The sequence below is a fragment of the Microbacterium sp. Root61 genome (assembly GCF_001427525.1).
In the GTDB taxonomy this organism is placed as follows: Bacteria; Actinomycetota; Actinomycetes; order Actinomycetales; family Microbacteriaceae; genus Microbacterium.
Window position 1 is genome coordinate 1,453,193 of the sequence record NZ_LMGU01000001.1, and the last position, 23,913, is coordinate 1,477,105.

Consider the following 23,913-nt stretch of genomic DNA (forward strand, 5'->3'; position numbering starts at 1 on the left):
GCCACCATCGAGCATCGGTCGATCACACAGCGGTTTGCAGAAACGTTGGCCGTTCACCCAATCGCAGCGGCCGGGAACAGCCGCAGCTGCAGCATCAGGCCGAACCGTACGTCCGGGTCGTCCAGGTCTATCCCGCCCACCTCGGTCAGACGCGCCAGCCGGTAGCGGAAGGTGTTCTTGTGCACATGGATGACCTGCGCGGCCGCGGTGACGTCGCCGAACTGCTCCAGCCAGGTGCGCAGCGTCAGCAGCAGCTCGGTGTCGTGCTCCTGGTCGTAGGTGCGCAGCGTGGCGATGGGACCGGCCACACCCACCCGATCGGCGACCAGCGAGTCGGCCACCCTCAGAATGAGCGCCTCGACCTGCATCGTGTCCAGCGTGGCGACGCGCACGGTTGAGCTCGATCGACTCCGCAGAACCCGCAGCGCCTCGTCGGCCGCCCGCCGTGACAAGGGCAGCTCGGAGGGTTCCCGCACCAGGTTGCCCACCCCCGCGTAGACCTCGCCCTGGGAGTCCAGGCGGCTGATGAACTCGCGCGCCAATCGCTCGGCCTCCGCCGCGGAGGCGGCGTCGTCGGCGCGGAGCGGGATGACGGCGTAGATGGTGCCTCCCAAGGGTGCGGAGACCGCCCGGGGGTAGATCGGCTGCAGGTACATGTTCAGCGCGCTCGCAGTGCGCTGGATGTCCGCCTCCATCCGGGCGTCATCGAGAGTCCCCTCCTTCGGGCCCAGGGCGATCACGCACACCGGCGACGATCCGAAGCGCAGCTGCTGTGCGGCCTCGCGTGCACGACCGGCGCCGTCGAGCAGCATGCTGACCAAGCCGAGCCGGAGTCGCTGCGTGGAGTCGGCGCTGACCCGCGCCCGCAGCATGGTGAGCGCCACGACCCCCGCTGCCTCCACCATCCCCTGCTCGCGCTGCGGCGACAGCGGCTCGTGCACCACGGCCCAGATCGACCCCAGGACCTCCTCGCCGGCGCGGATGCGCATGGCCACGCGCGGCAGACCCTCGGGTTCCGCCTTCGCGACGTACACCGGCCGCTCGGACGCGTAGATCTGCCGGAAGACCCCGCGGCTGCGCTGCATGTCGCTGTAGATCTCCGGCACCTGCAGCCCGAGGATCGTCAGCCGTCGAGGCTCGTCCGTACCGGCCTGGTCGGCGGAGAACGCCATCACCCGCGACGAGAGGTTCTCGATCGTGACCGGGGCCTGCAGCAGTGCGGCGAGCGAGTCGGCGAGTCCGAAGAGGTCTGCACCGGCATCCGCGTGCGAACCGGGAGTCTCTCCGGTCGCCCCGACATCGAGCGCCCCCGCGAGCATCGTCGCGATCTGGATCCAGGATGCCCCGCGGATGAGTCCGTAGATCGGCAGGGCGTGCTCCTCCGCCATCCTGATCACTTCTGTCGTGGTGATCACGGGTTCGCGCACGATCAGGGCGATCGCCCCGGATCCCGCCAGATCGGGGATGCGCGCCAGCAGATCGTTCACGCCGTTGATGCCGACGCCGAGCACCAGCGCGCCTTCGCTCAGCACGGGCGGATCCGCCGGGTCGTAGAGCACGACGGAGCTGACGATGCGGCCCTGCTCGCCGTGGCCGGCCACGAGCGTGAGCAGGGTCGATCCCAGTCGATCGACGAGCCGCCCGAGCGGCTGACCGAACACGGACGCGGACGACGTGATCACCGTTGACATTTGCCCGACTGTACAGACGAGGTGGTCGTTGATTGGTCAAAAGCCCGAACATGTGGATACCGGCCGCGGGAATACTGATCTCGTGACGACCACTCTTCGAGATCTGTCCACTGCCCACGACGCCCTTCTGGCGGCCTTCGCGGAAGTGCCCGTGCGGGGGCTCATCCACGCGGTCGACATCGATACGGGGCACGAGATCGGCGTGGGATCCGACGAGTCGGTCGTCTCTGCGAGCGTGTTCAAGGTGCCCGTGCTGGTCGAGCTCTGTCGGCAGTATTCGTCCGGACGGATCGATCCCCGGGCGCGCATCGCGCTGGGGGCGGACGAGCGTCGCACCGACGGCTCCACCGGGATCTCGGTGATGCTCGACGAACTGAACCTCTCGGTGCGCGACATGTCGCTGCTGATGATGTCGGTCAGCGACAACCGGGCCACCGACGTGATCACGGACCTCGTCGGCCTGGACAACGTCAACGCCACGATGCGGGAGTTCGGGTTCGACCGCACCGTCGTGGACTACGACTGCGACATGCTGTTCGCGACGATCATGGAGGATCTCGGCGACGCGCACGCGGAAGGCATCGCCGAGCTGGAGCACGGCGAGCTGACCGACGACCTCAAGGAGCGGCTGCGGGTCCTGCGCGCCACGACTCCTGAGGAGACCGACCGCACCACGCCTCGGCAGATCGCGGAGCTCCTGTCCGCGATCTGGCGCGACGAGCTACTCGACGCGGATGCCGCGGCCGAGGTCCGCCGCGTGATGGGACTGCAGGCGTGGGGGCATCGCCTCACGGCGGGCTTCTCCGACCCTGCCGTGCGGGTGAGCGGCAAGACCGGAACGCTCTTCTACGTGCGCAATGAGGTGGGTGTCGTGGAGTTCCCGACCGGCGAGCGCTTCGCGGTCGCGGTCTTCCTGCAGGAGCCGACGTTCGAGCCGCGCAACCCGGACGCCGATCGCGTCATCGGCACCGCGGCCCGCCTCGCCGTCGACTACCTGCGCGCCAGCCAGTCGGTCGACGCCGGCTGAGGCCGTCGCGCTCGCGGCCCGCCAACTGGCCGCGTCTCGGGCCGCCCGATAGTCTGAGCTGAGACTTATCGAGGGGAACTCCTGATGTTCATTGTGGCAATGGTCCTGTTCTTGGGCGGCATGTACCTGTTCGGGCTGGCCTTCACGATCACGGAGTGGCAGGGACTCGTGTTCGTGCTCGGCATCCTCGCGATCTCCGCCGCGCTGGCCATCCCCACGCACCTCCTCAACCGACGCTGATCGGGCGGCCCCTCCGCCCGCAGGCGCGGCGTCGCCGCCGCTAGGGTCGAGGGATGCCTCTCGTCCTCCTCACCGGCGCCGCGCGGTCGAACAGCATCGCCGCCGGCATCGCGCCACGCCTCATCGCCGACGGCTGGACCGTGGTCACCAGCGACCTCGCCGATACCGACTACCCGTGTGACCTGTCGACACCGACGGGTCCGGATGAGCTGATCGCCGCCGTCCATCGCGATCTCGGCCCGATCGACGCGCTGATCCTGAGCCACGCGCACGATGTGGAGTCCGGCATCCTCGATACGACCGCGGAGAGCTTCGACCGGCACGTCGCCGTGAACGCACGAGCCGGCCTCCTCCTCATCGCCGCATTCGCCCGGCAGATCGGCAGCGGCGGGGGCGCAATCGTGGCCCTGACCAGCGACCACACGACCGGGAATCTGCCCTACGGCGCATCCAAGGGCGCGCTCGATCGCATCGTGATCGCCGCCGCTCGCGAGCTGGGACCGCTCGGCATCTCGGCCAACGCGCTCAATCCCGGACCGGTCGACACCGGGTGGATGGACGAGGGCGTCCGCACGTACCTGACCGCGCAGCAGCCGCTCGGCCGACTGGGCACTCCGACCGACATCGCGGCCATGGTGTCGTTCCTGGTCTCACCCGAGGGGCGCTGGGTATCCGGTCAGCTCCTGCACAGCGACGGGGCGTTCTCGGCGCGCTACTGAGCCGCGCAATGGCGGCATCGGTGCCCGCACTCGTCGGAAGGGAGGGGCCCCGCTCGTGCTGGAGAATCCGACCCTCGTCGTCGAGGCGATCCGCAACATCGTCCGAGGTTCGGTCGCGCCGGGAACGGCGACGGGCTCTGTCGTACCCGTCCTCGCCTCTGATACCGTCCACCCACACGGGCGGGATGCCCGTCCGTAGGCTGGACGATCGGAGAGCGACGATGAGATCTACGGGGCCGACCGCAATGATCCTGGTCGCAGGAGCTTGTCTGCTCATGACCACCGGCTGCACCGATACACCCGAGAGCACGTCGACGGCGCAACCGCACCGGACATCGGATTCGGGAATTCGGGCGGGGTATCAGGATGCGGAGACTCTGGAGTTCTCGCCGCTCATCATCGATCCGCTCGCGACGGAAGTCGTCCCGGTGGAGGGATCGGACGGCCGGTTCTGGGTGGCGTACGAGCTCAGCGTGTTCAACGCGTCACCACGAGATGCCACTCTGACCCAGGTAGAGACTCTCCTCGGCGGCGAGAACGGCGATGTCATCACGACACGCGATCTGAATCGGGTCGCGGCCAACACGATGCTGCTCGGGGGCGGCGAAGGAAGCTCCGAAATCCCGGCCGGCCGAACGGCGATCGTCGTGCTCCGTGACAGCTATCCGTCGAGAGGAGAGATTCCGACGTCGTTCACCCACCGCATCGACGCCACCTTCGCAGCCCCTGGTGATGACGCACCCCGGCTGGCCGGCATCTACCCCGACCAGGTCGAGGCGATCGGCGGCGCGGTGACCACGATCGATGCGGAACCCCTCGTCATCGGCGCGCCGGTAGCGGGCGACAACTGGTACGCGAACAACTCCCTGGAGTCCCTGGCACTGAACCACCACAGCAACGTCGTGATTCCGGTGGGCGGACGCATCACCGGCGCCGAACGCTACGGGATCGACTTCATGAAGGTCGATCCCGTAGCGCAGTCCTCCTACAACGGCGATCCTGCTCTGAACACCAGCTACCTCGCTTTCGACGAGCCGTTGCTCGCCGTAGCCGACGGTCGAGTCGTCCGGGTGACCTCCGACCACCCTGACGTGGCGCCCAAGGTGCTCGCGGACCTGCAGGTCGTCGACGATGCCACCGGCAATCAGGTGGTGATCGACATCGGCGGCGGCGTCTACGCGCTGTACGCACACATGAAGGAGGCAAGCGCCACCGTCGAGGTGGGTGACATCGTCACCAAGGGCCAGGAGATCGGCCGCTTGGGCAACTCCGGCAACACGAGCGAGGCCCACCTGCACTTCCAGCTGCAGCGCAGCCCCCTCCTTTCCGGCGAGAATGTGGCCTGGGTGCTCGAGCGCTTCGAGACGGTAGGTGCGCTCGCGCCCGATGGCGAGGCCGTTATGCCCCCTCCCGACGTCGGCATCCGCTCCGCACAGCTCCCGATCCAGGGCACGATCTTCTCGATTCCGAGATAGATCGACCGCGACCCGACCGCACCGGACACATCGTGCCCCGCATTCATTCACTGGAATAGAAACCACCTCGCTCCCGTTGCACCCGTCATGCAGCGATTCGGCACACTTTCCTTCGGCCATTACGGCCCCCTCGGCGGCGGGCGATCCCTGTCGGCCGGCAATTCCTTGCACCAGGCGATCGATCTCGCCCAGGGCATGGACGAGCTCGGCGTCGACGGCGCGTACTTCCGCGTGCACCACTTCGCACGCCAGCAGGCCTCCCCCATGCCGCTCCTCGCCGCGATCGCCGCGCGCACGAAGCGCATCGAGGTGGGCACCGGCGTGATCGACATGCGCTACGAGAACCCGCTCTACCTCGCGGAGGAGGCCGCCGCAGTCGACCTCATCAGCGACGGTCGGCTCGCCCTCGGCGTGAGCCGTGGTTCACCAGAGACCGTCGTGCGCGGCTACGAGGCGTTCGGCTACACCGGGTCGCAGGACCCGCGCGGCGCCGACATCGCCCGCGAGCACTTCTCGACCTTCCTGCGCGCGATCGAGGGCGAGGGCATCGCCGAGGGCGACCCGCGCAGCCCGTTCGGCGGCGCCACAGGCCTCCAGCGCATCGAGCCGCATTCCCCCGGGCTGCGCTCGCGCATCTGGTGGGGCGCCGGCAACAGCGAGACCGCGGAGTGGGCCGGGCGCATGGGTGTGAACCTCATGTCCTCGACGCTGCTCACCGAAGACAAGGGACTGCCCTTCGACGAGCTGCAGGCGCAGCAGATCGACGCGTTCCGCGCCGCGTGGCGCGAGGCGGGTCATCCGGGCGAGCCCCGCACCTCGATCAGCCGCAGCATCTTCCCCATCACGACGACCGAGGAGGAGATGTACTTCGGCGGACGCCAGGACGGCGACCAAGTCGGCATCATCGACGGCATGCGATCCACGTTCGGCAAGACGTATGCCGCGGCGCCCGACGTGCTCGTCCAGCAGCTGCTGGACGACGCCGCCATCCGCACGGCCGACACCCTGATGCTCACGATCCCCAGCCAGCTGGGCGTCGAGTTCAACCTCCGCGTCGTCGAGTCCTTCGCGAAGTACGTCGCCCCCGCGCTCGGGTGGAAGAACCCCCACGTCTGATCCGCAGCACATTTCCGAAGCCCCGTCACCGCTCCGGGTGGCGGGGCTTTGTCATGAACCGCGGCATCGCGGCGACGACACCCCAACGCTAGGCGTCGAGCACGCTTCCTTGTAGACCCCCGTAGATTTGCACGATGGCCATGACCCTTCGCCGCAGCACCGACGCGGACCTTGACTGGCTTGTCGAACTCCGAGCTCTCGTGCTCCGCGACGATTTGGAACGACTGGGCCGTTTCGACGCCGTTCGCGTGCGCCAACGCATGCGCGATGGCTTCGACCCGACGTTCACGCGCATCATCGTCGTCGATGAAGCCGACGTCGGATCCGTCACCGTTCGCCGCGACACGGATGTCCGCTGGCTTGAGCACTTCTACGTGCTGCCGGCAATGCAAGGTCGGGGCGTGGGACGAGACGTGCTTCGACACATTCTCGCTGCACAGGATCCGATGCCGCTGAGACTCAACGTGCTCCGCGGAAGCGGCGCGCGCCGTCTGTACGAACGTCACGGCTTCGTCGTCGACCACGAGGACGACGTCGACGTATTCATGACGTTTCATCCCGGATCCTGATCGACACGCCGTAGCACCAGCGCGGGAGCGGCACGGTACCGCCTCCTAGCCGACCGACTCCTCGAGCTCAGGCCCACCGTGGGTGTGCATGCGAACCCCCGCCTCGTTGAAGATGCTCAGCACCTCTGCCGGACGCGTGCCCGACGCACTCATCGCGTGCGGAACACGGGTGTCGAACTCGGCAGCCTCGCCCCGTCCGAGGACGAGGTCCTGATCGCCCACTCGCAGTCGCAGCTTGCCGGACAGCACGTAGAGCCATTCGAAGCCGTCGTGCACCTTGAGGCCCGGAAGTTCGGCGATGGGCGGATAGGTGATCTTGTACGTGTGGATCGACGAACCCTCCAGCGCCAGCGGGGCGATGGTCAGCCCGTCACGCCGGATGACGGATCGCCGGACCCGCGGGTCCGGCGAGGCCGGGCGCACGAGATCGTCGATGCGCACGCCCAGGTGGCGCGTCAAGGGCAGCAGCAGGCCGAGGCTCGCCTGCCGCTTGCCCGACTCCAGCCTCGACAGGGTGCTGACCGACATGCCGGCCTGACTGGCGAGCTCCTCCAGCGTCCACCCACGTGCCTTGCGCGCCGCTCGAAGCCGCGGTCCGACCTGATCGAGTTCGTCGGTCATGAATCCGTCCTTTGCTATTTCTGCAAGCGAGCTTGCCCATCTGTCATTCTGCCCCGCAGGCTGGAGCAATGGAACATGCAGAGTGGGACGCGGTCGTGATCGGCGGCGGCGTGGCGGGACTGAGTGCGGCGCTGATGCTGGGGCGCGCCCGACGCCGCACGCTCGTCATCGACGGCGGCGCACCGCGCAATCGCTTCGCCGCGCACATGCACGGGGTGCTCGGCAACGACGGGACACCTCCCGAAGAGCTCCTCGCCCGAGGCCGCGCCGAGATCGAGCGCTACGGCGTTCGTATCGTCTCCGGCAGCGTCGAATCGGTGGAGGACGATCCCGCGGGGCTCGCGGTCACGATCGCGGGCCGGGGCGCGGTGTCGACCCGCGCCGTCCTCGTCGCGACCGGACTGACCGACGAGCTCGCCGACGTCCCCGGCCTCGCCGAGTACTGGGGGCGCGGAGTGCTGCATTGCCCGTACTGCCACGGGTGGGAGGTGCGTGACCGGGTTCTGGGTGTGATCCTCAGCTCCGAGCTCGGCCTGCACCAGACAGAGCTCGTACGACAGTGGAGCGACGAAGTGATCGTGTTCACGAGCGCGATCGGGTCTCTGCGCCCCGAGGTCGAAAAGCGACTCCGCGCGCGCGGGATGCGGATAATCGCCGAGCCCGTCGCGGAGGTCATCGGCGACGGCACGGACGTCACCGCGGTGCGTCTGTCGAACGGCGAAGACATCCCCGTCGGTGCGGTCTTCACCACCGGCGCCGCCCGACCGCACGACGGCTTCCTCTCGTCGCTCTCTTTGGACCGGACCGAGGCACCCGCAGGGAGCTTCCTCGCCATCGACCCGATGGGGCGCACGAGCGACAGCCGTATCTGGGCCGCGGGCAACGTCGTCGCGCCCGCCGCAAGCGTTCCGATGGCCATGGGAGCCGGCACCGCAGCGGGAGCGTCCGTCAACGCGACCCTCGTGGCCGAGGACTTCGATGCGGCGGAGCGCGACGCCCGCGCCATGCACGAAGAACCGTCACCCGTCGAGTTCTGGGAAAACCGATATTCGGATGCCGCGAAGGTCTGGTCCGGGCATCCGAACAAGGCCCTCACCGACGTCGTCGCGGCCCTCATTCCGGGCCGCGCCCTGGATCTGGGCTGCGGCGAGGGCGCCGACGTCATCTGGCTGGCCGAGAACGGCTGGCACGCCACCGGGGTGGACATCTCCACCACTGCCGTCGCGCGAGCCACCGCGATGGTGGAGGGCAGCCCGGTCGCCGAGCGGGCGCGCTTCATCGCCGCGGACCTCGCGACCTGGGATGCCGCGGAGTCGTACGACCTCGTCACCGCGAGCTTCCTGCAGTCCCCCGTCGCTCTGGATCGAGCCGCGATCCTCCGCCGGGCCGCGGCCAGGGTCACGCCCGGTGGGCACCTGCTGCTGACCGCCCACGCGACCGCGCCGAACCACAATCACGCGCACGCCCACGCCGTCTTCCCGACGCCGGAGGAGGAGCTCGCCACGCTCGATCTCGACCCCGCATCCTGGCGCACGGTCATCGCCGAGACGCGCCGGCGAACGGCGGTCCGCGACGGAGCCCCCGTCGATTTCGAGGACTCTGTCGTGCTGCTCCAGCGCATCGACGCGGCTCCAGGATCAGCGACCGCGTAGCCCCACCTGCTCCCCTGTCACGATCTGCAACCACCCCCGACAGATCGTGACAGGCGAGCAGAACCCCTGCGACACCCCGGCTGCACCGGACGCATCGGCGCCCGGACGGTCCCGGGCTCGATACGCTCAAGTGGGGGTGGTCGGTGTGCGAGCTGAATCCGAATCACGGCGCGATCGCGCACGTCAGGCCGGGACGTGGGGAGAGTCGGCGCTGGTGCTGATCGACGGGGACGCCGATCTCGTCGTCGACGCGCTCCGCAAGGCCGCGCGTGAGGCCGGAGTCGAACTGTTGGATCCCCAGCCGGCGGATGGCGCTGACCTGCAGCCGAAGGCATCCGTCGCGGTCATCGCCGTGCGCTCCACGAATCGTTCCAGCCTGAACGCCGGCATGCTCGGACTCGACGCGCGTCGCGATCTCATCGCCGACGATGCCGTCCGCATCGTCGTCGGCGTCAGCGACCGCGTCGACCTCGCGCCGAAGACCGCGGCCAAGCTGCTCGGCCCCGAGATCCTGCATCAGATCGCCGCCGCGACCAGCACCGACGCCGAACGCTCGACGTGGCGGAGTCTCAAGCTGCGAATCGGCGCATCCATGCTGTCGGCCGCCGGCCTGCATGTCTTCCAGGTCGGACGGATGCGTCGGCGATCGCGCTGACGCCGCACGCGCCCGGGCGATCCTCAGACCGGGCACGGGATAATGGAGCCATGACGTCTGCCACCGTCGGGTACAGCGCGATCTCCAGTTACAGCCGGGTCGAGATCCTGCGACTCTTGGGCGAACGTCCGCAGCGCACGATCGCCGACCTGAGCGCCGAGACCGGGCTGCACGCCAACACCGTGCGCGAGCACCTGCAGCGTCTCGAGGACGAGGGATGCGTCATCCGCTCGACCGAGAAGCGCACCACGCGCGGACGCCCGCGCGTGCTGTTCAGCGCGATCATCGGCGCCGACGCATCCAGCCCGGTCACCGCACGCCGCGCTCGGGACGCCGCCGCCCGCGGAGACCTGATGCGCCGCATCCTGCCGGACGCCCAGGAGTCGACCGAGGGGCTCGAAGCCGCGGCGGTGCACCAGCTCGACGCGATCATCGACCACCTCGATGAAGCCGGATTCGAGCCGGAGTTCGACGGCACCTCGCTGACCCTCGACGTCACCCCCTGCATGCACCAGTCGGTGCAGGCCGACCACCGCGAGACCCTGTGCGCGATCCACCTCGGCATCATGCAGGGCGTTCTGGCCCAGGCCGGTGGACCGCTGCACGCAACCGAGGTGCGCACGGAGGGCATGGCGAACGGCTGCGTGGTGCAGCTGGCACGGATGACCACGAAGGACTGAACGCCTTCCTCCACACGGACACAGGTGATACCTTGCAGTTCTAGGTACATAGAACTACAAGGTATCGAGCGCTTCCTGGAGGACCCATGCGCATCGGCAAAGACCTGGTCGCGGCCGCCGCCACACCCATGGTGCTCGGCATCCTCGCCGACGGCGAGTCCTATGGCTACGCCATCCTGCAGCGGGTGACGGAGCTGTCCGGCGGCGAGCTGGAATGGAGCGACGGGATGCTGTACCCGCTCCTGCATCGCCTGGAGAAGCTCGGCCACGTCGAGTCGTCGTGGCACGCGCAGAGCGCCGGGCGCCCGCGGCGCCACTACCGGCTGAGCCCGCAGGGACGTGCCGTGCTGGCCGACCAGCGCAAGCAGTGGGCCGTGGTCAGCGACGCATTGCACCGCGCGTGGTCCGACACCACCCAGCGCGCGACCGCTCAGCCGCTGCCCGGGATGGCGTGACATGACCGCGCAGCACGATCTCGAAGAGCAGATCACCGCCTGGCGGACGTTCCTCGGCACGCGCAGCGCCGTCGCACCGCGGGACGTCGACGAGCTGGAGACGCATCTGCGCGATCAGATCGCCGACCTCCAGCAGGCAGGGCTCTCCAGCGACGAGGCGTTCATCGTGTCGGTGAAGCGCCTCGGCAGCATGGACGAGCTCTCCCGCGAATTCGCGCGGGAGCACTCCGACCGACTGTGGAAGCAGCTGGTGCTGGGCGATACGGATGCTCCGCAGAAGCGCGGCGCATCGGGACTCGTCCTCGCCCTCGTACTGGGCTTCACCGCCGCCCTCGCCGTCAAACTCCCCGACCTGCTGGGAGTGGATGACCCGACCTTCTACCTGCGCAACGCGAGCCTCCTCACGCTGCCGTTCCTCGCCGCCTACTTCGCGATCCGCCGCCGTCTCGGCGCTGCCGCCATCGCCGTCGTGGTCGGCGTGTTCGCGGTGGTGGCGGTCCTCCTGAACGTCTACCCGTTCGCCCCCGACGGCGGTACCGAAGCGTTCGGCACCTCGCCGGGCGCGACCGAGATCCTCGCCGCGGTCCATGCGGTGGTCGTGCTGTGGCTCGCGGTCGGGATCGCCTACGTCGGCGGCCAATGGCGATCGTCGCGCACGCGGATGGACTTCGTCCGCTTCACCGGCGAGTGGTTCGTCTACTTCGTGCTCATCGCGCTCGGCGGCGGCGTGCTGTCCGCCCTGACGATCGCGGTGTTCAGCGCGCTCGGCATGGATGCCTCCGGGTTCGTCGGCACCTGGCTCGTCCCGTGCGGTGCCGCCGGGGCGGTCCTCGTGGCGGCCTGGCTGGTCGAAGCCAAGCAGGCGGTCATCGAGAACATCGCACCGGTGCTGACCAAGGTGTTCACCCCGCTGTTCACCGGACTGCTGCTCGCCCTGATCGTCGCCGCCTTCGTGCAGCGCAACCTCATCGACGGGCAGCGCGATCTGCTCATCATCTTCGACGTCGTCCTGCTCGTCGTGGTCGCCCTGCTGCTCTACGCCATCTCGGCCCGCGACCCGCAGGCCCCGCCGTCATGGTTCGAGCGGCTCCAGCTGGTCCTGGTCGGCAGTGCCCTCGTCGTGGACGCGCTCGTGCTGATCGCGATGCTCGCGCGCATCGGCGCCTACGGCTTCAGCGCCAACAAGGTCGCCTCACTCGGACTCAACGTCATCCTGCTGGTGAATCTGGCGTGGTCGGCGTGGCTGCTGCTCGGCTTCGTGCGGCGCACCTCGACGTTCGAACGGCTGGAGCGCTGGCAGACCGGCTATCTGCCCGTCTACTTCGTGTGGGCGGCCATCGTCGTGGCCGTCTTCCCGCCGCTCTTCGGCTTCGTCTGACCCGGTCAGCGTGCGAGCACGTCGACGGACGACGTGCTGTCCACCCGCACGCGATCGGCGCGCGAGTACACGTTCATCGACGCGCCGCGCAGGAACCCGATGAGGGTGAGCCCGGAGGCCTCGGCCAGCTCCACCGCGAGGGAAGAAGGCGCGGAGACCGCCGTGAGCATCGGGATGCCGGCCATCACGGCCTTCTGCACGAGCTCGAAGCTCGCGCGCCCGGAGACCATCAGCACGGTGCCGCTGAGCGGAAGCCGATCGTTCAGCACGGCCCATCCGACGACCTTATCGACGGCGTTGTGCCGACCGACGTCCTCGCGGAGCACCAGGAGCTCGCCGGTCGTCGCGTCGAACAGCCCCGCCGCGTGCAGTCCGCCGGTCTTCTCGAACACGGCCTGCTGGGCACGCAGCGCATCGGGGAACGTCGCGATCATCGCCGCGTCGACGGATGCCACATCCGCCGCCACGTCGTAGGTCGAGACCGTCTCGACCGCTTCGATGGATGCCTTGCCGCACATGCCGCACGAGCTGGTCGTGTAGAAGTTGCGCGCGAGGTCGGGGCTCGGCGGCGTGACGCCGGGCGCGAGCGTGAGATCGAGGACGTTGTAGGTGTTCTCGACTCCCCCGGTTCCCGGTCCACCGCAGTGGATCGCCGACAGGAAGTCGGACCCGCGGGCGATGACGCCCTCCGACACGAGGAAGCCCGCGGCCAGCTCGACGTCGTTGCCCGGGGTGCGCATGGTGATCGCGAGTGCGACACCGCCGACCCGGATCTCGAGGGGCTCCTCGACTGCCAGGGTGTCCGAGCGCCGCACGCCCTCGCCTCCGCCCACGGTGATCTTCACCACCGGTCGGCGCACTGTGATGCGTCCCATGTCAGCCTCCGATCGCGTTCATGCCTCGTGCCGGCTGCAGGAAGCTCGGGTCGTTGATCGCGTGGCCCGGGAGCTTGCCTCGCACGCAGGAGCGCAGCATCCGATCGATCTCCGCATCGACCTCGCCGCCGGCGCGGAGGATCGGGAGCAGGTCGTACTCGGTCGTGGAGAACAGGCAGTTGCGCAGCTGTCCGTCCGCGGTCAGCCGCAGCCGGTCGCAGTCGCCGCAGAACGGGGCGGTGACCGAGGCGATCACGCCGACCGTGTGCGGACCGTCGTCAAGTACCCAGCGCTCCGCCGGCGCACCGCCGCGCCCCGGCACAGGCGTCAGGGTCCAGCGACCGCGGAGGGTCTCGAGGATCTCCTCGCGCGTCACCATCTGTGCGCGGTCCCACGTGTGTCCGGCATCCAGCGGCATCTGCTCGATGAAGCGCAGCTCGGCGTCATGCGCGATCGCGAACGCGACGAGCTCGACCAGCTCGTCGTCGTTCACACCGCGCATCGCGACGGCGTTCAGCTTCAGGGGACGCAGACTCGATGCCTGCGCGGCCGCGATCCCGGTCAGCACGTCCTCGAGACGATCACGGCGGGTGAGGTCGTGGAAGCGATCGCGGCGGAGCGTGTCGATCGAGATGTTGAGGCGATGCAGTCCCGCCTCCTGCAGGGCGGGCAGCAGCTCGGCGAGGCGGATGCCGTTCGTCGTCATCGCCAGCTGGACGGGACCGCTGGGGCTCTCGATCGCCGCGAGCCGTCGGACGACCTCGACGATGTCGGCGCGCAGCAACGGCTCGCCCCCGGTGAGGCGGAAGGTCGTGACACCGGCCGCCGCAGCGACCCGGGCGATGCGTTCGATCTCATCGAGCGTGAGGATGCTCGACCGCGCCAGCCACTCGTTGCCCTGCTCGGGCATGCAGTAGGTGCAGCGCAGCGAGCAGCGGTCGGTGAGGGAGATGCGCAGGTCGCGGTGGACGCGGCCGTGGGTGTCGATCAGCGCCGTGGACGCGGCATCCGCTTCGTGCAGATCGGATGCCTCGGCACGGTCGATCACGGGCGGTCGCCGGCCGATGACCACGGGGATCGCGGTCACGATCCGACCACCGCGTCGACTCCAGCATCCATACATCGAGGGTATCCCGCACAGGGAGGGGGTCAGGCGCTGCGCGCGCGTATTATTCACGGCCCGTCCTCTTTTGAGGCTGAGAGCTTCCTGTGTAGGTTGGCCAGAAGGTGAACGGTGCTGGCGGAACATGCCGGCAGAAGGGTGCCCCATGGATCTTCTCGACCCGCTCTTGCTGGCCCGCTGGCAGTTCGGACTGACGACCCTCTACCACTTCCTGTTCGTACCGCTGACGCTGGGAATGGCGCTCACGGTCTCGATCTTCCAGACCGCGTGGTTCCGCACCGCCAACCTCAAATGGCTGCACCTCACCCGCTTTTTCGGCAAGATCTTCCTGATCAACTTCGCCATGGGTGTCGTCACCGGCATCGTGCAGGAGTTCCAGTTCGGCATGAACTGGTCGTCCTACTCGCGCTTCGTCGGCGATGTGTTCGGCGCACCGCTCGCTTTCGAGGGCCTGATGGCGTTCTTCTTCGAGGCCACCTTCATCGGCTTGTGGATCTTCGGCTGGGACAAGCTGCCCAAGGGCCTGCACCTCGCCAGCATCTGGATCGCGACGATCGGCGCCTGGTTCTCGGCGTACTTCATCCTCGCCGCCAACGCCTTCATGCAGAACCCGGTCGGGTACCAGATGGCGCAGGATGGCGGCCGCGCCGAGATGACCGACTTCTTCGCGGTGCTGACCAATCCGGTCGCTCTCGCGGCACTGCCGCACACCCTCTTCGCCGCGTTCATGATGACCGCCGGTGTCATCATCTCGATCTCGGCCTGGCACCTCGTGCGCAAGCAGAACATCGAGATGATGCGGACCTCGCTGCGCTACGGCCTGTGGGGCATGATCATCGCTTTCGCCGGCGTCGCCCTGTCCGGCGACCAGCTGAGCCTCGTCATGGTCTCGACGCAGCCGATGAAGATGGCCGCGGCGGAGGCGATGTTCGACTCGGCCTGCGGAGCGGATGCCTCGTTCTCGATCTTCACGCTCGGCACCCCCGACGGCACCAGCGAGCTGTTCTCGATCCGCGTGCCGTACCTGCTCGCGCTGCTGTCGACACACTCCCTCGACGGCTGCGTCGAGGGCATCAACGACCTCAACATGCTCTACACGAACGAGATGTTCCCGCAGTTCGCCGACCAGGTCGACGGCAACTTCGCCCCCGTCCTGTGGATCACCTACTGGTCGTTCCGCTGGATGATCGGGCTCGGCGCCGTCGCCGCCCTCACCGGCGTGGTGGGACTGTGGTTGACGCGCAAGAAGGCCAAGCGCCCCGTGCCGACCTGGGCATGGCGGCTCGCGATCTGGGCGTGGCCCGCGTCGCTGTTCGCGATCCTGGTGGGCTGGGTGTTCACGGAGATGGGCCGACAGCCCTGGATCGTGTTCGGCCTGATGCTCACGGAGGACGGCGTCTCGCCGAGCGTGCCCGGCTGGACCGTGCTGATCTCGCTCATCGCGTTCACCGCGATCTACGCGGCCCTCGCGATCGTCGAGATCGGTCTGATCATGAAGACCAGCCACAAGGGTCCCGACCCTCTCCCCGAGCCCGGCAGTCCCGGGGCCGAACCCACCGAGGTGTCCGACACCCCGACGACGGTCTACTAGGAGGACGTCATGGATCTCGCATACGTCTGGTTCTTCATCGTCGGCGTCCTGTTCGTCGGATACTTCGTGCTCGACGGGTTCGACTTCGGTGTCGGCATGTCGCTGCCGTTCCTCGGCAAGGACGACATCTCGCGTCGCCAGATCATCAACACGATCGGCCCGGTCTGGGACCTCAACGAGACCTGGGTCATCGTCGCCGGAGCCTGCCTGTTCGCCGCGTTCCCGGAGTGGTACGCCACCCTGTTCAGCGGCTTCTACCTGGCACTGCTGCTGATCCTGCTCGCACTCATCCTGCGCGGCGTCTCGTTCGAGTACCGCCACCAGCGCGAGAGCCTGCGCTGGAAGCGGGGCTTCGACAACATGATCGTCATCGGCTCCGCCGTGCCGGCGTTCCTGTGGGGTGTCGCCGTGGCGAACATCGTGCAGGGCGTGCCGATCGACGCCGACATGGAGTTCACCGGGTCGCTGCTCACCCTGCTGAACCCCTACGGTCTGCTCGGCGGGCTCACCACTCTGCTGCTGTTCTTCACGCACGGCGTCTACTTCGTCGCGCTGAAGACCGACGGTCAGGTGCGCAGCGATGCCCGCAAGCTCGCGATGCGCTCGGGTGTGCTCACCGTCGTGGTCGCCGCCGCGTTCCTGATCTGGACGATCCTCCAGGCCGTGGGCAACAGCGCTCCCCTGATCGGACTGGTCGTGGTCTGCGCCGTCATCGCCGCGGTGACACTTGTCGCCTCGGTCGTCGCGAACCTGCGGGACCGCGAGGGGTGGGCGTTCGGCTTCGGCGCCTTCACGGTCATCTTCGCCGTGCTGACGCTGTGGCTGGCGCTGTTCCCCAACGTGATGCCGTCCTCGACCGACCCGGCGTTCAACCTCACGATCGAGAATGCGTCGAGCACGGACTACACGCTGACGATCATGACCTGGGCTGCGGTCATCTTCCTGCCGCTGGTGCTGCTGTACCAGGGCTGGACGTACTGGATCTTCCGCAAGCGCGTCACGCGCTCGAAGATCGAGAAGGCCGCCGCCGTCGTCCACTGACGGAAACGTTCGTCTCGTCGCTGCGCCCGCTCACCGACCGGCACCTCGGTTCCCCCGTCGGCGAGCGAGTGCGCGCGGCGAGACGAAACGGCCGGCACGACGGGCGACGAATCGTGAGGCAGGATCGAAGTATGGCGAAGACCGAAGTGCCCGAGCCACTCCCCCCGACGCCGCCGCGGCAGAGCGGTCGCCCGGTCGATCCCCGGCTGCTGCGCTACGCCAGCGCCTCCCGCGGGTTCTTCCTCGCGATCGGGGCGATCGGCTTCGCGCAGACGCTCGTGATCGTGGCGTTCGCGTGGCTGCTGACACGCGCGATCGTCGGGGCGATCGACGGGATGCCGTGGCCCGAGCTGGTCGCCACGCTCGGCATGCTCGCGCTCGTCGTGGCGCTGCGCGCCGGACTGCTGTGGCTGCGTGAGGCGGTCGCCGCCCGTGCCGCGGCCCGCGTCGAAGCGCAGTTGCGGACGCGCCTGGTAGAGGCCGTCGGCACGCTCGGTCCGGACTGGCTCGCGGGCCGCAACTCCGCCGCCCTCGCGGTGACCGCGGGCCGCGGGCTCGACGCGCTCGACGCCTACTTCGGCCGCTACCTGCCGCAGCTCGTGCAGACTGTGATCGCCACGCCGATCATCGTGCTGGTGATGTGGTGGCAGGACTGGATCAGCGGACTCACCGTGCTGCTGACCCTCCCGCTGATCCCCATCTTCATGATCCTGATCGGGCTCGCGACCCGCGCCGTGCAGCAGCGCCAGTGGCAGACCCTGCAACACCTCGCGGCACGCTTCTCCGACACTGTGCAGGGCCTGGCCACGCTCAAGGTGTTCGGCCGACAGCATCGGGCCGCGGCATCCATCCAGTCCGTCACCGAGCGCTATCGGCACGAGACGATGCGCGTGCTGCGGGTGTCGTTCCTCTCCGGGTTCGCGCTCGAGTTCCTCGCCAGCATCGCGGTGGCGATCGTCGCCGTCTCGATCGGCTTCCGTCTGCTCGACGGGTCGTTGACCCTCACGGTGGGGCTGTTCGTGCTGCTGCTCGCGCCCGAGGCCTACCTGCCGCTGCGTCAGGTCGGCGTGCAGTTCCACGCGGCATCCGAAGGCGTCGCCGCCACGGAGGACATCTTCGCCGTGCTTGACGAGGCCGCCACCGCCGGGGAAGGCCCCGCCCGCCACACCGACACCGCGCCGGCCACCGGAGCCCTGGAAGTGCACGGACTCCGCGTGCAGCGTGGCGACCGGATGCTGCCGGCCATCGATCTCACCGGCTCCCCCGGGACGGTCACGCTGATCGAGGGGCCTAGCGGCGCCGGCAAGTCCAGCGCGCTGGCCGCACTGCGCGGTGTGGTCGACTTCGCCGGTTCGGCGCAGTTCGCCGGGCGCGACATCCGCGACCTGGCACCGACCACCTGGCTTGCCTGGGCGGGGCAGCAGCCGGGCCTGATCTCCGGGCGCATCGACGAGAACGTGAGTCTCGGGGATGCCGCACCCCAGCCCGCGCTCGTCGTCCGAGCCCTCGACCTGGCCTGTGCCGACGACCTCGACCCCGCGCAGGAGCTCGGCGTGCAGGGCGCCGGGCTGTCCGGCGGTCAGGCGCAGCGCGTGGCGGTGGCCCGCGCCTTCTACCGCCACCTGCGCGGGCACGCGCCCGTGATCGCGATCGACGAGCCGAGCTCGGCGCTCGACCCCGAGACCGAGGCACGACTGTGGCGGTCGGTGCGCGGGCTCGCCGACGACGGCGCGATCGTGGTGCTCGTTTCGCACCGCGAGAGCGCGCGGACGATCGCCGATGCCGTCGTCCGGCTCGAGCCCAGCGAGGTACCGGCATGAGCGCCGAACCCACCGTCCTGGCGTCCCCCGCGTCGGACGGCCCAGCGACTCCGGCCGACATCCTGCGCGGCGCGATGCCGCCGTGGCGCCGCTTCCTGCCCGGCGCTCTCTCCGGCTTCGCGTCCGAGGCATCCGCCGTCGCGCTGCTCGCGGTCAGCGCCTGGCTCATCGTACGGGCGAGCGAGCAACCGCTCGTGCTCTACATCTCGGCCGCCGTGGTCGGGGTGCGCCTGTTCGCCCTGACGCGCGCGGTGTTCCGCTACACCGAGCGGCTCGCCGGCCACGATGCGGCGCTGCGCCAGCTCTCCGTGACGCGGTCGTCGATGGTGCGTCGACTCATCCCCCTCGCTCCCGACGGGCTCAGCCGCACGCGACGCGGTGGCGTGCTCGGCGCGCTGGTCGACGACGTCGATGAGCTGCAGAACCTCCCGCTGCGCGTCGCCCAGCCTCTCGTCGCCTCGGCCGCCGTGGCACTCGGCGCCGTCGTGCTCGTGGCCTTCGTGTCGTGGCCGGCCGCCCTGACCCTCCTCGGCTGCCTCCTCGTGGCCGGTGTCGTCGCGACGTTCTGGGGCTGGGCCTCCGGCGCGCGCGCCGAGCGCTCCATCGCCCCGCTGCGCGCCCGCCTGGCCGACGCGTTGCTCGACCAACTCGGCAGCCTCGACGTGCTGCGTGCGTTCGGTGCCGAAGACGCCGGTCGCGCGCGCATCCGCGACGCCGACGCCCTGCTCCGCCGCGCGGTCGTGCGGCGAGCCGGGGCACAGGCCGCCTCCGCCGCGATCGTCTCCCTGTTGGCGGGTACGGCCTCGATCCTGGCCGTGCTCGTCGCCGCGCCGCACGCGACGGCCGGCTCCCTGGGCGGTCCGGAGCTCGCGATCGCCGTACTGGTGCCGATGGCGGTGTTCGAGGTGTTCGCCTCCGTGCCCCTCGCCGCATCGTCGTGGCGCCAGGTTCGCGCCTCGGCGAACCGCATCTCCGACGCCCTGCCCCCGACGCTGCCCGATGAGCTGGTGCACGACACGAGCCCGGCCACCGGGGTCGGTCCGGCACTGGGCAGCGGCCTGCGGCTGAAGGGCGTGTCGGCGCGCTGGCCGCACGCCTCGGGCACCGCCCTGCACGACCTCGACCTGCACGTGCAGCCCGGCGAGCGCGTGCTGGTCGTCGGGGCCAGCGGCGCCGGCAAGACCACCCTCGCGCATGTGCTCGTGCGGTTCCTGGAGTGCGCGGGCACCTACGAGATCGGCGGCGTCTCGGTCCGCGACCTGGCCGCCGACGACGTGCGACTCACCATCGGACTGTGCGAGCAGCGGCCGATGCTGTTCGACGAAGACATCCGCCAGAACCTCCTCTTCGCCCGCGACACGGCCACCGACGACGAGCTCCTCGCCGCTCTGCAGCGCGTGGGCCTCGGCGACTGGATCCGTCAGCGCGGCGGACTGGACGCCCGCGTCGGCGAGCGCGGTGCGCTCGTGTCCGGCGGGCAGGCGCAGCGCATCGCCCTGGCGCGCGCCCTTCTGCGCGGCTTCCCCGTCCTGGTCCTGGACGAGCCGACCGCCGGCGTCGACCCCGCGGCATCCGATGCTCTGCTGACCGACCTGCTGTCCGCCGTGGGTGAGGACCAGGCGGTCGTGCTGATCTCGCACGTGACGGTACCGGCGGGCCTCGTCGACCGTGTCGTCCGCATCGATCGGGGCCGCATCGTCGCCGGGTGAGTCCCCCGTGCTCGGATCAGACCGGCGCGTACGCTCTGACCATGAGCACCGATGGCACCATCCCCGTCCTGGAAGGAATCCAGGCGCAGCTGAAGCGTGCCGATCGGTTCCGCGACGCGGTGGATCCGGCCGCGGCCTTTGCCGCGCGCACCCTGGTGGCCGACTTCCTGACGCCCCGCCTTCCCGAGCTCCGGGTCGCCGCGGGTCTTCCGGCAGCGCCCGGCACCCGCGCCGACGGTGTGGCGATCGCGCAGCGCGACGGCGCCCGCGTCGACGAGGCGGCGCTGGGCGTGTACACGTTCTGGAACTCTCCGCTCGAGCAGGCGCCGCCGCTCGTTCGGGCGTGCATCGCGCAGATGCGTGCCCTGCATCCGACTCTCCAGGTGCTGGACGGTCGCACGGCACGAGAGCTGGTCGAGATCCCGGATGCGGTGGCCGCGGTCCTCGAGAAGGACCACCCCGCGCACTTCTCCGACTTCGTGCGCGTGAGCGTCCTCGATGAGCACGGCGGCATCTGGGTGGACGCCACGTGCTGGGCGCCGAATCCGCTGCCCCGCGCGGTGGCCCCGCTCCTGACCGCCGGCGCCCTCTACCCGCGCTGGACCCGGCACCAGATCGGCAACTGGTTCATCGCCGCGGTGCCCGGCACCCCGCTGCTGCGCCTGCAGCGGCTCGCCCTGGCGGCATGGTGGACCGAGGACGGCGGCATCCCGGACTATTTCCTCTTCCACCGCATCTTCGAGGTGCTGATCGACCTCGTGCCCGAGTTCCACGGGCAGTGGCATGTTGTTCCGGTGGTCTCCAGCGCGGCGAGCCACCTGCTGCAGCTCGGCATGATGCAGCCGTGGAATCCCGACGCGGTGCGCCTCGCAGCTCGCGCGTCGGTCATCCAGAAGCTCAGCTACAAATACGACAGCGCCGCCGTGCCCGAGCGTTCCGTGCTCGGTCGGCTGCTCGCCGGCGAGCCGATCCTGCTGCCGTGACTCAGCCCAGGCGTCTGCCGAACGCCTGCACGCCCTCTTCGGAGGGCAGCGGCACGAAGCCCACGCGGGGATAGAACGCCACGGCTCCGGTGTTCTCCGCCGACGCGACCAGGTGCACGCCGGGCACGCCGGCCTCCTGCAGCGCGTCGGTCACGGTCTCGATGAGGCGCCGACCCCACCCGCCGCCCTGCGCCTCGGGCAGCAGATCGATGTGCAGGTGAGCCGGGAACTCGGCGGTGTAGGCGTTGGTGCCGCCACGACGGCTGTAGGCGTACGCGAGGGTGCCGTCCTGCCGCGTGCGCTGAACAGCGGGCAGCGGATGCCGCGGCGCGCCGCGCTCGGGCCACCACACATCATGGAACCAGTCCTCGAAGGCATCGGTGTCGGGTGCGGCCACGCTGTAGCCGACGACCCGGCCGTCTTCGGACTCGACGACGAACGCGAACTCGGGATGCTTCGCGGCGTACGGCAGCACGAAGATCTCGGCCCACAGTCCGTCGTCGTCGAAGATCCCGGTGGCGTCGGCGCCGGCATCCGCGGTCTTCAGGCAGATCTCGGCGAGAGCGGACTCGTCGCCGGGGCGGAAGGGACGGATGTGCGGCACTCGCCGATTCTAGGCGACGGCTTCATCCACTCCGAGGTGCTGCAGACGCACGTGTGCCGGGTCGACGGCGAGGCGGACCGGGGCGCCGGGCGCGAGTCGTAGAGCGGCGGCATCTTCCACCGAGATGTCCACCGCGACGGCGGGAGCACCGGTGTGCACCCGCACTCCCCCGGGCGTCTGCTCGAGGCGGATCACCCGGGCGAGCCACTGCCCCGGTGAGGCGGGCGGGCGGTCGTCGGAGGCCGGATCGAGGCGCACGACGGCGGGGCGGAACACGGCCGCGAGCGGGGTGTTTTCGGCGAAAGCGGATGCCGGAACCGCCAAGGCTCCGTCCGAGGAGGTCCACTCCCCGGCCGCGGCGACTCCCGTGACGCGGTTCACCCCGACGACCGCCGCGACGAACCGCGTGTGCGGCACCGCGAGCACCTCGCGCACGGGGCCCTCCTGCGTGACCGCGCCGTCCTCGACCACGACGAGTCGCGCGGCGATGGCCGCGGCATCCACGACGTCGTGCGTCACGACGACCGCTGTCGAGCCCGTCTCGACCAGCTGCTGCGCCAGCATGGCGCGGATGTCACCTGCCGTCTCGGGGTCGAGTGAGGTGAGGGGCTCGTCCAGCAGCAGCACGTGCGGATCGATCGCCAGCGCACGCGCCACCGCCACGCGTTGCTGCTGTCCACCCGACAGCTCCGCGGGACGCCGCGGGCCGAAGCCGTCGAGGCCGACCCTGGTCAGCCACTCATCCGCAAGGCCGTCCGCCTGCGCACGCGGCATCCCGTGCGCCCGCAGCCCGAAGGCGACGTTCGCGCGCACGGTGAGATGCGGGAACAGCCGGGGCTCCTGCCCGAGGAGCACCGCGCCACGGCGATCGGGGCGAACGGATGCCACCTCCGCGCCGCCGATCGAGATCGACCCGGCGGTGAGCCGCACGAGACCGGCGATCGCCGCCAGCAGCGTGGACTTGCCCGCACCGCTCGGCCCCATGACTGCCACGACCTCGCCCGGCGCGACGTCGAGGCGCACATCGAGCCGGAAGGCGTCCGGACGATCGACCACGACGTGGGCCGACAGTGACTGGCCGGTCATCGGGCCGCACCCGGGCGCCACGCGCGCACCAGCAGGAGCACGGCGAGCGCGGTCACGAGCAGCAGCAGGCTGAGGGCAACAGCGGTGCCCTGCCCCACGCCGGATCCGTTGAAGGCGGTGTAGATCGCCAGCGGCATGGTCTGCGTCACCCCCGGCGCGTTCCCGGCGAACAATGCGGTCGCCCCGAATTCGCCGATGGCACGGGCGAAGCACAGCACGATACCGGCCACGAGCCCGGGGGCCGCGAGCGGGAGGGTGACCCGGCGGAGGGTCATCCAGCGCCCGGCCCCGAGCGTCGCGGCCGTGCGCTCGTAGCCGACGCCGGACGTGCGGATCGACCCTTCGACGGCCAGCACCAGGAACGGCAGCGCGACGAAGGTCTGCGCGAGCACCACGGCCGTGGTCGTGAACGGGATCCGCAGGCCCCACCAGGCGTCGAGCAACTGGCCGAGCGCGCCGTTGCGGCCGAAGAGGAAGAGCAGCGCGACGCCCCCGACCATCGGCGGGAGCACGAGCGGGACGGTGACGAGCGCGCGCAGCACTCCCGCCATCCGAGGTCCGCTGCGGGCGATCACGAGCGCGAGGGGCACGCCGAGGAGCACGCAGATCCCCGTGGCGATCAGGCCGGTCAGCAGCGAGAGGAGAAGCGCGTCCCGCGCCGCGGGTGCGGTGATGTCCGTCCACAGCGTGGACCATTCCACGCGTCCGACGAGCGCCAGCAGGGGCACGACCAGGAGCGAGAGCCCCAGGACGGCCGGGAGCGCGAGGATGGGCGGCACGAAGCCGCCGATCTCGCGCACCCG

General features: G+C 69.7%; 23 protein-coding genes. 16 read left to right on the top strand and 7 right to left on the bottom strand.

Translation table 11 applies throughout. The annotated features are described in order from the left end of the window. Nucleotides 1–53: 53 nt before the first annotated feature. Nucleotides 54–1,691 (bottom strand): helix-turn-helix domain-containing protein, encoded by a 1,638-nt coding sequence (locus ASD65_RS07070; protein WP_056220390.1) that lies wholly within the window; start codon nucleotides 1,689–1,691, stop codon nucleotides 54–56. Nucleotides 1,692–1,773: 82 nt separating this feature from the next. On the opposite strand from ASD65_RS07070, the gene ASD65_RS07075 reads away from it, so the two are divergent. From ASD65_RS07075 to ASD65_RS07095, 6 genes are all read left to right on the top strand, one after another. Further along, nucleotides 1,774–2,718: a serine hydrolase gene (locus tag ASD65_RS07075; RefSeq protein WP_056220392.1), complete on the top strand. Its 945-nt coding sequence runs from the start codon at nucleotides 1,774–1,776 to the stop codon at nucleotides 2,716–2,718. 84 nt (nucleotides 2,719–2,802) lie between these two features. Further along, the gene (locus tag ASD65_RS19195; protein WP_200948632.1) at nucleotides 2,803–2,958 is read left to right on the top strand and encodes a hypothetical protein; all 156 of its coding nucleotides are present in this window, start codon (nucleotides 2,803–2,805) and stop codon (nucleotides 2,956–2,958) included. A gap of 53 nt (nucleotides 2,959–3,011) precedes the next feature. Beyond that, complete coding sequence (locus ASD65_RS07080) at nucleotides 3,012–3,677, top strand: SDR family oxidoreductase (protein WP_056220395.1); 666 nt, start codon at nucleotides 3,012–3,014, stop codon at nucleotides 3,675–3,677. A gap of 275 nt (nucleotides 3,678–3,952) precedes the next feature. After that, on the top strand, nucleotides 3,953–5,152 hold the full coding sequence (locus ASD65_RS07085; protein ID WP_056220399.1) for a M23 family metallopeptidase: 1,200 nt from the start codon (nucleotides 3,953–3,955) through the stop codon (nucleotides 5,150–5,152). A gap of 87 nt (nucleotides 5,153–5,239) precedes the next feature. Then, nucleotides 5,240–6,268 carry an LLM class flavin-dependent oxidoreductase gene (locus ASD65_RS07090; protein ID WP_056220402.1) on the top strand — a complete coding sequence of 343 codons (1,029 nt, stop codon included), beginning with the start codon at nucleotides 5,240–5,242 and terminating at the stop codon, nucleotides 6,266–6,268. A gap of 134 nt (nucleotides 6,269–6,402) precedes the next feature. Then, nucleotides 6,403–6,837 (top strand): GNAT family N-acetyltransferase, encoded by a 435-nt coding sequence (locus ASD65_RS07095; protein WP_056220405.1) that lies wholly within the window; start codon nucleotides 6,403–6,405, stop codon nucleotides 6,835–6,837. A 45-nt stretch (nucleotides 6,838–6,882) separates the two neighbouring features. Here ASD65_RS07095 and ASD65_RS07100 read toward each other — a convergent pair whose 3' ends face one another. Continuing rightward, nucleotides 6,883–7,458: a helix-turn-helix domain-containing protein gene (locus tag ASD65_RS07100; RefSeq protein WP_056220408.1), complete on the bottom strand. Its 576-nt coding sequence runs from the start codon at nucleotides 7,456–7,458 to the stop codon at nucleotides 6,883–6,885. Between the two features lie 68 nt (nucleotides 7,459–7,526). On the opposite strand from ASD65_RS07100, the gene ASD65_RS07105 reads away from it, so the two are divergent. From ASD65_RS07105 to ASD65_RS07125, 5 genes are all read left to right on the top strand, one after another. Next, on the top strand, nucleotides 7,527–9,110 hold the full coding sequence (locus tag ASD65_RS07105) for a bifunctional NAD(P)/FAD-dependent oxidoreductase/class I SAM-dependent methyltransferase (protein WP_056220409.1): 1,584 nt from the start codon (nucleotides 7,527–7,529) through the stop codon (nucleotides 9,108–9,110). Nucleotides 9,111–9,255: 145 nt separating this feature from the next. Beyond that, nucleotides 9,256–9,765, top strand: coding sequence for a hypothetical protein (locus tag ASD65_RS07110; RefSeq protein ID WP_156378803.1), 510 nt, complete (start codon nucleotides 9,256–9,258; stop codon nucleotides 9,763–9,765). A gap of 50 nt (nucleotides 9,766–9,815) precedes the next feature. Beyond that, complete coding sequence (locus ASD65_RS07115) at nucleotides 9,816–10,445, top strand: helix-turn-helix transcriptional regulator (RefSeq protein WP_056220414.1); 630 nt, start codon at nucleotides 9,816–9,818, stop codon at nucleotides 10,443–10,445. An 86-nt stretch (nucleotides 10,446–10,531) separates the two neighbouring features. Further along, complete coding sequence (locus tag ASD65_RS07120; RefSeq protein WP_056220416.1) at nucleotides 10,532–10,900, top strand: PadR family transcriptional regulator; 369 nt, start codon at nucleotides 10,532–10,534, stop codon at nucleotides 10,898–10,900. Between the two features lies 1 nt (nucleotide 10,901). Continuing rightward, a complete protein-coding gene (locus tag ASD65_RS07125) occupies nucleotides 10,902–12,278 on the top strand; it encodes a permease prefix domain 1-containing protein (protein ID WP_056220419.1) in 1,377 nt (458 codons plus the stop codon). 5 nt (nucleotides 12,279–12,283) lie between these two features. On the opposite strand, the gene fdhD is transcribed toward ASD65_RS07125, so the two are convergent. After that, nucleotides 12,284–13,153 carry a formate dehydrogenase accessory sulfurtransferase FdhD gene (gene fdhD, locus ASD65_RS07130; RefSeq protein ID WP_056220424.1) on the bottom strand — a complete coding sequence of 290 codons (870 nt, stop codon included), beginning with the start codon at nucleotides 13,151–13,153 and terminating at the stop codon, nucleotides 12,284–12,286. Between the two features lies 1 nt (nucleotide 13,154). Next, entirely contained in the window at nucleotides 13,155–14,240 is a 1,086-nt protein-coding gene (moaA, locus tag ASD65_RS07135; protein ID WP_235566625.1) for a GTP 3',8-cyclase MoaA, read from the bottom strand. Between the two features lie 181 nt (nucleotides 14,241–14,421). Here moaA and ASD65_RS07140 point away from each other — a divergent pair, with 181 nt between their 5' ends. The 5 genes from ASD65_RS07140 (at nucleotide 14,422) to ASD65_RS07160 (ending at nucleotide 21,420) form a co-directional block, all read left to right on the top strand. Continuing rightward, on the top strand, nucleotides 14,422–15,867 hold the full coding sequence (locus ASD65_RS07140) for a cytochrome ubiquinol oxidase subunit I (RefSeq protein WP_056220430.1): 1,446 nt from the start codon (nucleotides 14,422–14,424) through the stop codon (nucleotides 15,865–15,867). Between the two features lie 9 nt (nucleotides 15,868–15,876). Further along, nucleotides 15,877–16,908 (top strand): cytochrome d ubiquinol oxidase subunit II, encoded by a 1,032-nt coding sequence (gene cydB / locus ASD65_RS07145; protein ID WP_056220433.1) that lies wholly within the window; start codon nucleotides 15,877–15,879, stop codon nucleotides 16,906–16,908. A 131-nt stretch (nucleotides 16,909–17,039) separates the two neighbouring features. After that, the gene (gene cydD / locus ASD65_RS07150) at nucleotides 17,040–18,728 is read left to right on the top strand and encodes a thiol reductant ABC exporter subunit CydD (RefSeq protein WP_056220435.1); all 1,689 of its coding nucleotides are present in this window, start codon (nucleotides 17,040–17,042) and stop codon (nucleotides 18,726–18,728) included. After that, the gene (gene cydC, locus ASD65_RS07155) at nucleotides 18,725–20,437 is read left to right on the top strand and encodes a thiol reductant ABC exporter subunit CydC (protein WP_056220437.1); all 1,713 of its coding nucleotides are present in this window, start codon (nucleotides 18,725–18,727) and stop codon (nucleotides 20,435–20,437) included. Before cydD ends, cydC begins: the two co-directional genes overlap by 4 nt. 41 nt (nucleotides 20,438–20,478) lie before the next feature. After that, nucleotides 20,479–21,420 carry a capsular polysaccharide synthesis protein gene (locus ASD65_RS07160; protein WP_156378804.1) on the top strand — a complete coding sequence of 314 codons (942 nt, stop codon included), beginning with the start codon at nucleotides 20,479–20,481 and terminating at the stop codon, nucleotides 21,418–21,420. Between the two features lies 1 nt (nucleotide 21,421). Here the strand turns inward: ASD65_RS07160 and ASD65_RS07165 are convergent, their stop codons facing one another. From ASD65_RS07165 to ASD65_RS07175, 3 genes are read right to left on the bottom strand one after another with little or no spacing between them, the layout of a single operon-like run. Further along, the gene (locus ASD65_RS07165) at nucleotides 21,422–22,024 is read right to left on the bottom strand and encodes a GNAT family N-acetyltransferase (protein ID WP_056220443.1); all 603 of its coding nucleotides are present in this window, start codon (nucleotides 22,022–22,024) and stop codon (nucleotides 21,422–21,424) included. Nucleotides 22,025–22,033: 9 nt separating this feature from the next. Further along, nucleotides 22,034–23,110: an ABC transporter ATP-binding protein gene (locus ASD65_RS07170; RefSeq protein WP_056224589.1), complete on the bottom strand. Its 1,077-nt coding sequence runs from the start codon at nucleotides 23,108–23,110 to the stop codon at nucleotides 22,034–22,036. After that, nucleotides 23,107–23,910, bottom strand: a complete 804-nt coding sequence (locus ASD65_RS07175) for an ABC transporter permease (protein WP_056224591.1) — start codon at nucleotides 23,908–23,910, stop codon at nucleotides 23,107–23,109. The genes ASD65_RS07170 and ASD65_RS07175 overlap by 4 nt, the downstream gene beginning before the upstream one ends. Nucleotides 23,911–23,913: the final 3 nt, after the last annotated feature.